The 231-nt window shown below is 58.4% G+C and carries 1 protein-coding gene; it reads right to left on the bottom strand.

Features of this window, described 5'->3' with window-relative positions; all coding sequences use genetic code 11:
* Positions 1–48: 48 nt before the first annotated feature.
* Positions 49–231, bottom strand: a 183-nt coding sequence (locus MES37_RS24685) for a hypothetical protein (protein ID WP_237932851.1), incomplete at its 5' end; no start/stop codon positions are given.

The raw sequence follows: 231 nt of genomic DNA, 5'->3' as shown, positions 1-231 counted from the left end.
CACCCAACATTCGGGGTCGTTCGCGATTCGTTCCAGACGATCGCTCTCTCACGTGGTTCCCGACCACGTGACCCCGACTGAAGGGTAAAAAACGGCGCGATTGAAGCCGGGGACAAGGTCAAAACCGTTCTGGCCTTTGACTTTGAATTTCGGGTCCGGCTTAAATCGCCTCCATTTTGACTCCAGGTGGCAGGGTCCAGCCGTCGGGAACGGCTGGAGGGCGCGATCGTC

The sequence above is a fragment of the Buttiauxella sp. S19-1 genome (assembly GCF_022134725.1).
GTDB classification, from domain to species: Bacteria; Pseudomonadota; Gammaproteobacteria; order Enterobacterales; family Enterobacteriaceae; genus Buttiauxella; species Buttiauxella ferragutiae.
Note: the sequence above shows the minus strand (reverse complement) of the source record. Positions and strands in the feature narration are given on the sequence as shown.